Origin of the sequence: Vibrio sp. V42_P2S4T144 (assembly GCF_009904715.1) — a bacterium.
GTDB classification, from domain to species: Bacteria; Pseudomonadota; Gammaproteobacteria; order Enterobacterales; family Vibrionaceae; genus Vibrio; species Vibrio alginolyticus.
On the sequence record NZ_WXWS01000101.1, the window covers coordinates 1 to 12,063 of the forward strand.

Genomic DNA, 12,063 nt, shown 5'->3' on the forward strand with positions numbered 1-12,063 from the left:
TGCCGAGACAGCGCCAAATGAAGAGCTTGAAGTCATAGGCGTTCGTTATGCCAAACCTATTACCATTGCTGAGCCTGCGCAAACCACCATTAATTGGTCAGAGATTGAAGAGCAACAGTACTCAAATTTTGCCTCAATGATCGATGCCGTTCCCGGTGCATCAATAGATGGTGGCGGTCGTTCTGGTGGCGAACGTATTAACATTCGTGGTTTTGATGATCCAAGCGATATCGCCGTCTTTGTCGATGGCGCTCCAATCGGCTTTCAACAATACCGCTACGGTACCTTCTTTTTTGATCCGTTCTTAATTGGCGAAGCAGAAATTATCAAGGGCGCGCACGACTATCGAGCACTCAACGGGAAGTTTGGTGGCTCCATTCGCATTAAAACCAAAAGTGTCGATGATCTCCTGTACGGCGAAAGAAACTTTGGTGCTCGCATCTCAAGTGCATACAACACCAACGGCGATGAGAACGCCTACACGCTAACACTCTATGGTAAAAACGATACTGGTTTTTATTTTCTAGCGAATGGCTCGGTAAAAGATTCTGATGACATTAAAGTCGGAGGTGGTGAAACGCTGGATTACTCAGGTTATGAGCAAGAAAACATGCTCGTAAAGGTCGGTTATGAAAACAACGATCACGAATTTGAAATTAGCCACACTCGCTACAAAGATGAAGGTCGTAAACCTTGGGCTAACCGCCGCGGAAAAATGCCTAACATCACCGAATACAATATCAAGAAATACGGCTCATTAGAAAAAGCCCAATACGCTTACACCGTCGATAACAAATACACGGACAACACCACGACCATCTCTTACCACTACATGCCGACTAACCCGTATATTGATTTCAATATCAAAATGGCACGTTCCGAAAACGATCGTCATTGGGTTCGCCCTGACGTAGCATTCGAGAAAATGTTCGTTTCTGTTGGCAGTTACGGTCATGAGTCATGGCTGAGTTACGAGCGTGATTACGTTGATGTGTTTAACCAAGCGCAATTCGGAGATCACACTCTAGTCACTGGGCTTCAATATCAAAAAACCGATAGAGACTCGTTAGTATTCAACGCATCATACGACAGTAATGAAGCGAAAAACTACGGTTGGTACACCCCTTACTACGAACCATCTGGCACGCAGTCAATTTATGCCGCTTACATTGCTGATCACTATCAAGCAACAGACCGCCTAACAATCACACCTTCTCTGCGTTACGAATACATCAAGAGTGAAGGAAAAGGGAACGCAGCGCCGGATTATAATGATCCAGCTGCCGGACATAACTACGGTGAAACGACGCATAAAGGCTTTAGCCCACGTTTGGATATCGACTTTGATGCGAGCAATAATACGCGTTTAAACGCCTCCTACGCCTACGCTTTAAAAGCACCAACCGTTGATAACATCTACTCAGTGCAATATGCGCGCGCTACCGCTACGGCTACTGCTTTGAATCTGGACGTGTCTCGTATCCATGCTTATCAAGCAAGCGTTATCAACTTAACGGAAGGGCTGGTGAACTCTCGCGATAACCTCGCAACAGAGTTAACTATGTTCTATAACGATGTTAGCGACACAGTTGATATACGAACGGGCGAAAACCTCGACAAAAATACTACTGAGTTACAAAGCTGGAATACAAACCTAGATGGCTTTAAAAACTATGGCTTTGAGCTAATTTCACAATACCGGATTGAAGATTTCTACAGTAATTTCTCAGCAAGTTACATTCGCGGCAAAAACAAAGGTAGCCTATCTGACTCTACAGGTTCAGATGATGATCATCCTGATGTACCGCCATTAAACATTAATCTGGGTTTGGGTTACGAATGGATTCCTGGTTTACGTACGGGCTGGGAAGTCCGTTGGTATGATGCGCAAACCAAAACCAAGGCAAGCGGTAATAATTTAAAAGTGAAATCGCCAAGTGAGCAATACACGCTACAAAACGCTTACGTGGTTTGGGAAATACAACAAGTCGAAGGCTTGAGCGTTGGCGCGGTTGTGAAAAACTTAACCGATCGTTACTACGAAGCATACCTATCTAATGGCGTGCCTTCGCCTGGTCGCGAAGTCAAACTGCACCTCACTTATCAATACTAACCATACCTAAAAGATGCAGGGCAGACATTAACTGCCCTGTTATATCGTATCCAATGGCCATAATTGCACGCCGTTTTATTTATCAGTATTATCATTTCCTTTTGCTTGCATACACATTATGAACAATCTAAAAACACGGCTTCTTCTGATTTGCTTCTTCCCTGTAGGTAGCCTAGCGCAAGCTTCTGAGAACATTGCAGACTACTTACAAGAACAAAGCAAGCACCAAGTTTCAGAAGATTTTTACGCACAGCCAACAGCAAATAACCTGAATCTAGATGCAAAAACTAACTCTTTAACTTGGCACGAAGATGGTAAGCCGGATCACTGTCGTTACGCCAAGCAGCCCAAAGACGTCGCAACACATTTCGACTACGGTGAAGCAAACGATCTATCTGACGGCTTACAACACTTTGATTTACCGGAAAGACATTCTGCAAAGGTCAAATCGACACATCGCACTTACGCTAATAACCCTCACCTTCTTCCTGGCAATAAACAATTTGCAGCCCCTGAAGACGGCACGTTTAGCCTGTCCGTATCATCGGATTGTTTTTAGCCGATATAAATAAAAAATGCCCTGAGACAAAACTCAGGGCATTTTCACTATTTGTTTGATGGGTAACGTCACCATCTCACCGATTTAAACTTATTCTTCGTCAGTGTCTACTTCGGTTTCACGTGCTTTGCGGGCTTCTTCTTTACGAACTTTTGCCGCTAGTTGTTCTGCTTCACGCTCTTGACGTTGCGCTGCTTTACGCTCGTTACGAACCACTTGGTTTTGGATAAACCCAGCCAGTTCTTGTTCAGCCCAAGCTTGTGCTTTCTCTTCGCTGTCAAAGCCTATTTCACGCTTTGATACTACAGTCTTACGAGATGTCACTTGGCGAGTGATTTCTGCGCTCCAGCCGTTACGTTTTTCAGTGACGCGGATAGCAAATTTTGGATTCTTAGACATTTCTTTCATTTCCTAAGGGATTTAGGGATCAATCAGGGATTCGGTCAACTTGATAACTCCATCTAAGCTGAGCTGTTTAACACCATCCCTTGGTAAGCGCGGTATTAGAGCATAAAAGTAATCTAAACGCTGCAAGTTTTTTACGCTAGATAATAGATGACAAAGAAGAGGCAGAACAAAGCAACGTTTCGCCAAGTCACTAGAAAGAGCGACGAAGAAAAAAGAGTGATAAGAAAAAAGAAAGCGCTGGTCTCTCAACCAACGCTTTACTTAAGCTAGATTAACCTTTGGTTAATTAACCGATATTCTTACGGGCATTTTGGAACATACGCATCCAAGCGCCATTTTCACCCCAACCTTCCGGAGTCCAAGAATTTGCAACTGTGCGGAATACGCGCTCTGGGTGAGGCATCATGATAGTTACGCGACCGTCTGTTGTTGTTAAACCGGTAATCGCGTTTGGCGAACCATTCGGGTTGTTCGGGTATTGTTGTGTTGGGTTACCGAGGTTATCCACGTAACGAACCGCAACCGTACCTGATGCTTCAATCGCTGCTAGGTGCTCTGCATCACGTACTTCTACACGCCCTTCACCGTGGGAAACCGCGATTGGCATGCGCGAACCAGCCATTCCGTCGAAGAATACAGAGTCAGATTTCTGAACTTCAACTAGACTAAAGCGCGCTTCAAAACGCTCAGATTCGTTGCGCACAAAACGTGGCCACAAGTCTGCACCTGGGATCAGCTCTTTCAGGTTTGATAGCATCTGACAACCGTTACATACACCTAAAGAGAACGTCTCTTCACGGTTGAAGAAGGCTTGGAACTGTTCACGAGCTTGTGCGTTAAACAGGATAGACTTAGCCCAACCTTCACCCGCACCTAGTACGTCGCCGTAAGAGAAGCCACCACAAGCTACTAGGCCATGGTATTCATCCAGTACCGCTTGGCCCGTTAGGATATCGCTCATATGGATGTCGGTTGCTTCAAAACCAGCTCGGTCAAACGCTGCTGCCATTTCGACGTGGGAGTTAACGCCCTGCTCACGTAGAATTGCCATCTTAGGTTTAGCACCTTTCGCAATGTACGGTGCTGCAACGTCTTCATTTACGTCGAAGCTGAGCTTAACGTTTAGACCCGGGTCAGAGTTATCTTTCTTAGCTTCGTGCTCTTGGTCTGCACACGCTGGGTTATCACGTAGACCTTGCATCTTATGCGTTGTTTCAGCCCAGATAACGCGTAGTTCGGTACGTGAACGTTCAAGCATAACAGCATCACCAGAAGTGATAACAAAGTCGTCTGAAGCTTCAACAGAACCAATCACATGTGAGCATGCCTCTAAGCCATTTGCCGCCAGAGTAGATAGAACTGAATCTAGATCATCATTCTTAACTTGAACAACCGCACCTAGCTCTTCGTTAAATAGAACGGCTAGCGCATCATCACCCAGCTCTGCGATGTTCGCTTTTACGCCACAGTGACCCGCGAACGCCATCTCAGCAAGCGTTACAAACAGACCGCCGTCGCCTTTATCGTGGTAAGCCACCAGCTTGTCATCACGTACTAACGCTTGTATTGCATCAAAGAAGCCTTTTAGCTGCTCTGCATTATCTACGTCAGCAGGTTTGTCACCCAGCTGTTTGTATACTTGTGCCAATGCTGTCGCACCTAAGCGGTTTTTTCCGTTACCCAAGTCAACAAGAACTAGAGAGGTATTTCCTTTGTCAGTGCGTAGTTGAGGAGTCACGGTCTTACGACGTACGTCTTCCACACGACCAAATGCCGTGATAACTAGCGACAGTGGAGAAGTAACTTCTTTGCTCTCGCCGTTTTCTTCCCACTTGGTTTTCATCGACATGGAGTCTTTACCAACTGGGATAGTCAAACCTAACGCAGGACACAATTCTTCACCAACCGCTTTCACTGCTTCGTAAAGACCCGCATCTTCACCTGGGTGACCCGCTGGAGACATCCAGTTCGCAGACAGTTTAATATGTTTAATATCACCGATGTCTGTTGCCGCAATGTTCGTTAGTGACTCACCAACGGCTAGGCGAGCCGATGCACCAAAGTCTAGTAATGCCACTGGCGTGCGCTCACCCATCGACATTGCTTCGCCATGGTAAGTGTCGTAGCTTGCCGCTGTTACTGCGCAGTTTGCTACTGGTACCTGCCAAGGACCAACCATTTGATCACGAGCAACCAGACCCGTTACTGTTCGGTCACCGATAGTAATTAGGAATGTTTTTTCTGCAACAGCAGGAAGACGAAGTACGCGATCCACTGCTTCATTAAGCTCAATACCATCACGAACAATGGCAGGGCTTTCCACTTTTAGTGTGGTTGCGTCACGGTGCATCTTCGGTGGCTTACCAAGCAGGATATCCATTGGCATATCGATTGGCGTATTGTCGAAGTGAGAATCTTCTAGCGTTAGATGACGCTCTTCTGTCGCCACACCCACCACTGCATACGGTGCGCGTTCACGCTTACAGATGGCGTCGAATGCTTCCATGTTTTCTGGCGCCACCGCTAGAACGTAACGTTCCTGTGATTCGTTACACCAGATTTCCAGTGGGCTCATGCCCGGCTCATCGTTTGGTACATCGCGTAATTGGAACTTACCGCCACGCTCACCGTCGTCGACAAGTTCAGGCAATGCGTTAGAGATACCGCCTGCACCCACATCGTGGATAAATGCGATTGGGTTATCGTCGCCTAACTGCCAACAACGGTCGATCACTTCCTGACAGCGACGTTCCATCTCTGGGTTTTCACGCTGTACCGAAGCGAAGTCCAGATCTTCTGCTGACTGACCAGATGCCATGGAAGATGCCGCACCACCACCAAGACCGATGTTCATTGCCGGACCACCAAGTACGATTAGGCTCGCACCTACAGGGATCTCTTTCTTCTGTACGTGTTCATCGCGGATGTTACCCATACCACCAGCAATCATGATTGGTTTGTGGTAACCACGAATTTCTTCACCCGCATGAGAAGTGACTTTTTCTTCGTAAGTACGGAAGTAACCCAATAGATTTGGACGACCAAATTCGTTGTTGAATGCCGCGCCTCCTAGAGGACCTTCAAGCATGATGTCTAACGCATTTACAATACGACCCGGCTTGCCGAAGTCGGTTTCCCATGGCTGTTCAAAACCAGGAATACGTAAGTTAGAGGTTGTAAAACCAACCAGACCCGCTTTTGGCTTACCGCCGATACCCGTCGCGCCTTCGTCACGGATTTCACCGCCTGAGCCAGTCGATGCGCCCGGCCATGGAGAGATTGCCGTTGGGTGGTTGTGCGTTTCTACCTTCATCAAGATGTGCGTATCTTCATGGTGGTACGTGTATTGACGAGATTTAGGGTCAGGGAAAAAACGCCCCGCTTTAGAACCTGTCATAACGGCTGCGTTGTCTTTGTATGCAGACAGCACATAGTCAGGTGTCGTTTCAAAAGTGTTTTTGATCATTTTGAACAAAGACTTAGGTTGATCTACCCCGTCGATAGTCCAATCTGCGTTAAAAATTTTGTGGCGACAATGCTCTGAGTTCGCCTGAGCAAACATCATCAATTCAATGTCGTTTGGGTTACGCCCAAGCTTGGTAAAGTTCTCGACCAAGTAATCAATTTCATCTTCTGCGAGTGCCAAGCCAAGGGAAACGTTTGCCTCTTCAAGCGCAAGACGACCGCCAGCTAAGATATCAACATGTGCGACAGGCTTAGGCTCTGCAACAGTAAATAATGCTGATGCGGCTTCAAATTCTGTGAATACTGTTTCCATCATGCGGTCGTGAATTAACGCTTTAACAGCGTCAGCTTGAGCTTCTGAGAGAACAACTGAAGATTCGACATAATAAGCCGTACCACGCTCTAGACGTTTCACTTTATCCAGACCACAGTTAACAGCGATATCGGTAGATTTAGAAGACCAAGGCGAGATAGTGCCTGGACGAGGCGTAACAAGAAGTAGAAGACCTTCTGGCTCATGCTCTTCGATGGTTGGGCCGTAAGTTAGTAACTTTTCAAGTTTTTCTAACTCTTGGTCATCAAGGTCTGACTTTAGATCGGCAAAGTGCATAAACTCGGCATAAATGCCAGTTACAGGCAGATCTTGTTCACGACAAAGTTCCAGTAGTTTATTAACACGAAACTCAGAAAGAGCTGGGGAGCCACGCAAAATTCTCATGTGCTTAGGTCTCTTATGCAATTGATTAAGGTGATATTGGAATAAATTCAGACACTTAAAATAAGCCCTGTCGAACCTATGCCGATTCCACCTCGTCATTGCGAGCGCATTATATAGTAATTGTTTTTGTGATGTAACATCAAAAGCAACCGTTTGCGTCATTTTTTTTGTCAAATTTGAATTACAACTAAAATGTCGATAAAACACACAATGTCACGTTTTAAGTGTGTGATTCACTTTGCCCCATGAGCTCGCTTTGATATAAAGGCAAATAGAAATTTTCCAAGATGTACCTATTAATGCAAATAAGTCACTTCAACCGGCTCAAGCGCAGTGCTCTAATTTTAGTTTCTGTTCTTTTGCTCTCAGCTTGCCAGATTGAGTCGGAGCCCAAAAGTGAATTTGAAAAAATTCAAGAACGTGGTGTGCTTCGTGTTGGCACGCTAAACAATCAGCTTTCCTACTACATAGGTCCCGATGGTCCCGCAGGGTTGGATTACGAATTGGCGCGTCAGTTTGCGGAGCAGCTCGGCGTCAAACTCGAGATTAAACCAGCCTTTCGCCAGGCTGAGCTTTTTCCTGCTCTTAAGAAAGGAGATATCGATATCATCGCTACGGGTTTAAATCAAACGTCACAAGCAGTCAAACGATTTAGACCAGGCCCTGCCTATTATTATGTAAGCCAACAAGTGGTATATAAAAAAGGGCAACTTCGACCACGTGATATCGAACAACTCATTGAATACCAAGCCTCGAAAGACGACGAGTCCGACGAAGATACAAATGCAGGCGCTCAAACATTAAAGATCGTTGAACAATCGCAATATGTTCCGACCCTAACAGCGTTAAAGAAGCAGTATCCAGAACTTCAGTTTGAAATTGTTGGTGATGCTGACACGAGAGACTTACTCAAATACGTATCGAAGGGTGAGTTACGTTTTACTGTGACTGATTCGGTGGAACTTTCCCTAGCTCAACGCCTTTACCCCGATCTTGCGCTCGCGTTCGAACTTACAGAAGATCAACCTGTGTCTTGGTTTACTCGACGTTCTGAAGACGAAAGCTTGTATGCAATGCTGATAGAGTTTTTCGGTAACATCAAACAATCAGGAGAACTGTCCACCCTCGAAGAAAAGTACATTGGTCATATTGAAGCATTTGACTACGTTGATACTCGCGCATTCATTCGAGCTCTGGATGACAAATTGCCTAAATGGGCACCTTTATTCCAAAAATACAGCGAAGAGTTCGACTGGCGATTAATTGCAGCATTGGCTTATCAAGAGTCACATTGGAAACCAACAGCAAAATCGCCAACGGGTGTTAGGGGGATGATGATGCTGACTCTGCCAACGGCGAAAAGCGTCGGGGTGACTAACCGTTTGGACCCTGAGCAATCTGTTCGTGGTGGTGTCGAGTACTTACGTCGCATTGTAGGTCGCGTGCCTGATAGCATCAACGAGCATGAAAAAATATGGTTTGCGTTAGCTTCATACAATATTGGTTACGGCCACATGATGGACGCACGACGACTCACCAAAGCACAAGGTGGCGATCCGAACGCTTGGGCCGATGTAAAAGATAGGCTGCCTTTACTGCGTCAGAAGCGCTATTACAGCCAAACTCGCTATGGGTACGCCAGAGGCGATGAAGCGCGTAATTACGTAGAAAATATTCGACGTTACTACCAATCCATCATTGGTCATGTCAGCCAACAGCCAGCGATTGATGAGAATAGCGATGACTTGCAAGTGATTCCGCCGCTCAACCCCGACATTTTGATATCGGGCGCAGTAGAGACCGTCGTAGAACAAGTCTCTGGCGCTTCTGACGTCACGGTTGAAGAAGACACCGAACAAGAAAGCATTGAAGAATAAACCCGCGGTAAACTAAAAAATGACGAGCCTATGAAGCTCGTCATTTTTGTTGAGTCCTAACGAAAACTTATCTAGACTCCAATATTCTGAGTGACACCAACCACACTCAACCATTCCTTTGGTTGGTCGCCTTTTCTTCATCGTTAGTAAAACTGATTGCTTTGTAACAGATTACTTTACAACCACATGATTTAGCTCACTTGATGAAGCGGCGCTTTCGGCTACACTCTGCCGAAATAACGTCACTCCTATTATTAAGCATCGTATTGAAATTGTTTGCTGGCTCTGTGCAATGCAGAAGTCAAATGAAGAACGTTTAAACCATACAATGTTTAGTGCGATTATCGAGCCTATTGCCAAGCATCGATGAGCCGCACTTTACTGGTAAAAGTCTTGTCTGCAGGAGGTTTTGAATATGAGAAGACGTAGAGTGCAGTCAAAGCGTTTAAATAACACCGTAGCTGCTATCCGACGTAAACGTAAACTGACATGTATGAAAAAGAAAGTAAGTTCACGTAATCGTGTTTTTGTACATTTAGTCAATCACTAGTGCGTCCAAGCAAACATCTACCACGTTGTAGGTGTTTGCTAGCCCTCACTACTCCTACTACCTTGTTCGCTCTCTCCATTTTCTAATGCTTTTTGTGCTTGCTTCTTCGCTTTAATTTCCTTTCGGCGGCGCTTAAAAAACGCTTGTAGCTGAGTACGGCACTCATCTTCTAGCAGCCCCTTTTCAACTAAGGCGTAATGGTAAGCGGCTTGACTTTCAAACAAATTAAGCACTGTTCCTGCTGCTCCAGCTTTTAAATCTGGCGCTCCAAAAACAACCCGCTTAACGCGGCTATGCAATAAGGCTCCGGAACACATTGGGCATGGCTCAAGTGTTACATATAACGTCGTATCCAGAAGGCGGTAATTTTCTAGCTTTTGGCCTGCTTTACGCAGTGTTTGGATCTCAGCATGTGCGGTAGCGTCATTAGTACCAATAGAGCGGTTCCAGCCCTCAGCGATAATTTCACCATCTTTGACAAGCACTGCGCCAACAGGTACTTCCCCCTCAGCTTCTGCTTGCTCAGCAAGCTCCATCGCTCTGCGCATAAACAATTCATCTTGAGGGGAAAACGGATGGTTAGACAAAGGAGGCTCCAAAGAAACAAAAAACGATTGAAGTCAGGAATTTTATCACCAACTTCGGTTTTACTACAGCAACACATCACGGGACAAAGTCTGCAACTCCAAAAAACTAGTTACAAGACCTATCGATGTTCGTTTTACGAGAACAAAAAAACGCAGATCGAAGACCTGCGCTTTTTGGCTGCCAATTAGCGGCTTTCACACCCTACACGTTTTTACATTGTGTAAGTGTAAGGAGCTTGAATGCCTAGCGGGATACCTACCATCCAATAAGCAACTAGGAAGATAGACCAACCGATCAGCATTGCGATCGAGAATGGCATCATTAGTGACGCAAGCGTACCGATACCAGCAGACTTCACATAACGCTGACAGTAAACCACAACAAGAGGGAAAAATACCATTAGAGGCGAAATGATGTTCGATACAGAGTCACCCACACGGTAAGCCGCCTGAGACAGCTCAGGCGAGATACCAACCGCCATTAGCATTGGCACTAGGATTGGACCAATTAAAGCCCATTTTGCCGATGCCGAACCAATAAGTAGGTTTACAGACGCGGTTAGAAGGATCATACCGATGATGGTCACTTCACCTGGTAGGTTCATCGCTTTTAAGCCTTCTGCGCCATACAACGCTAGCATCGTACCGATGTTTGACTGAGCAAATGCAGATAGGAACTGAGCACAGAAGAACGACATAACAATGTATGCGCCCATGGTTGACATAGTATCAGCCATCGCTTTGATAATGTCGTTGCTGGTCTTGAACGTTCCAGACACTTTACCGTAAACGTAACCAGGAATGATAAACAGAATAAAGATCAACGGCACGATAGACTTCATTATCGGTGCTGAGAAGGCAGTAATTTCACCTTCAGGCGAGCGAAGTGCTGATGTTTCTGGAATTAACGCTGCAACAAGTAAAGCAATACCCGCCATCATTGCCCAACCTGCATAACGGAATGCTTTTGATTCCAGTTCAGTAAATGAACCTAGGTTTGGCGCGGTTTCCGCATCATCATCAATTGGCATTTTTGATAAACGAGGCTCGATAATTTTCTCTGTCACGTACCAACCAATCCCCACAATAATGATAGAGGATAGGCCAGTGAAGAAGATGTTCGCTAATGGGTTAACCACGTATTCAGGATCAAGAACCTGCGCCGCAGTTTGCGTAAAGCCTGCTAGTAGTGGATCGATACCTGAAGGGATAAAGTTTGCAGAGAAGCCACCAGATACACCTGCAAATGCTGCCGCAATACCTGCTAAAGGGTGACGACCTGCCGCATGGAAGATAATACCGCCAAGAGGAATAACCAGAACATAGCCTGCATCTGCCGCAGTATGCGATACAATGGCAACCAAAATAAGCATTGGAGTAAGAAGCTTAGCTGGCGTGAAGTTCAGCATCTTCTTAAGACCCGTCGTAATAAAGCCCGAAGAATCTGCAACACCCACACCTAGCATTGCGACAAGTACGATACCCAGTGGCGCAAAACCAGTAAACGTCGTCACCATGTTAGCAAGGAAACTTGCTAGCGCTTCGCCCGTAAGTAAGTTGGTGATAGTAAGAGCTTCGCCCGTTCGAGGGTTTGGAAGATCGAATGATACATTCGACAAAAGTGCTGACGCCGCCCAAGTAATGATCAATGCCCAGAAGAACAAAATCGCAGGATCAGGAATTTTGTTACCTGTCCTCTCGATAAAGTTTAAAAAGCGCTCCATCCCGCTCGGCTTCGATGATGGTGCCTTATTTACAGCTTGGTTACTCATGGTAACTCCATAGT

At 45.8% G+C, this 12,063-nt stretch carries 7 protein-coding genes; 3 read left to right on the forward strand and 4 right to left on the reverse strand.

Translation table 11 applies throughout. The features are described from left to right. Together CAG68_RS03275 and CAG68_RS03280 are read left to right on the forward strand one after the other, a co-directional pair. On the forward strand, positions 1 to 2,113 hold a 2,113-nt coding region (locus CAG68_RS03275; RefSeq protein ID WP_161440789.1), incomplete at its 5' end, for a TonB-dependent receptor domain-containing protein. Positions 2,114 to 2,231: 118 nt separating this feature from the next. Continuing rightward, on the forward strand, positions 2,232 to 2,672 hold the full coding sequence (locus CAG68_RS03280) for a hypothetical protein (RefSeq protein WP_005381599.1): 441 nt from the start codon (positions 2,232 to 2,234) through the stop codon (positions 2,670 to 2,672). Between the two features lie 90 nt (positions 2,673 to 2,762). Here the strand turns inward: CAG68_RS03280 and CAG68_RS03285 are convergent, their stop codons facing one another. Further along, positions 2,763 to 3,071, reverse strand: coding sequence for a DUF3622 domain-containing protein (locus CAG68_RS03285; protein ID WP_086047122.1), 309 nt, complete (start codon positions 3,069 to 3,071; stop codon positions 2,763 to 2,765). A 295-nt stretch (positions 3,072 to 3,366) separates the two neighbouring features. Continuing rightward, positions 3,367 to 7,263, reverse strand: a complete 3,897-nt coding sequence (purL, locus tag CAG68_RS03290; protein ID WP_161440790.1) for a phosphoribosylformylglycinamidine synthase — start codon at positions 7,261 to 7,263, stop codon at positions 3,367 to 3,369. Positions 7,264 to 7,562: 299 nt separating this feature from the next. On the opposite strand from purL, the gene mltF reads away from it, so the two are divergent. Further along, entirely contained in the window at positions 7,563 to 9,140 is a 1,578-nt protein-coding gene (gene mltF, locus CAG68_RS03295; RefSeq protein WP_025998701.1) for a membrane-bound lytic murein transglycosylase MltF, read from the forward strand. 588 nt (positions 9,141 to 9,728) lie between these two features. Here the strand turns inward: mltF and tadA are convergent. After that, positions 9,729 to 10,277 carry a tRNA adenosine(34) deaminase TadA gene (tadA, locus tag CAG68_RS03300; RefSeq protein ID WP_086046558.1) on the reverse strand — a complete coding sequence of 183 codons (549 nt, stop codon included), beginning with the start codon at positions 10,275 to 10,277 and terminating at the stop codon, positions 9,729 to 9,731. A gap of 212 nt (positions 10,278 to 10,489) precedes the next feature. Beyond that, positions 10,490 to 12,049, reverse strand: a complete 1,560-nt coding sequence (locus CAG68_RS03305) for an AbgT family transporter (protein WP_017635695.1) — start codon at positions 12,047 to 12,049, stop codon at positions 10,490 to 10,492. Positions 12,050 to 12,063 lie beyond the last annotated feature (14 nt).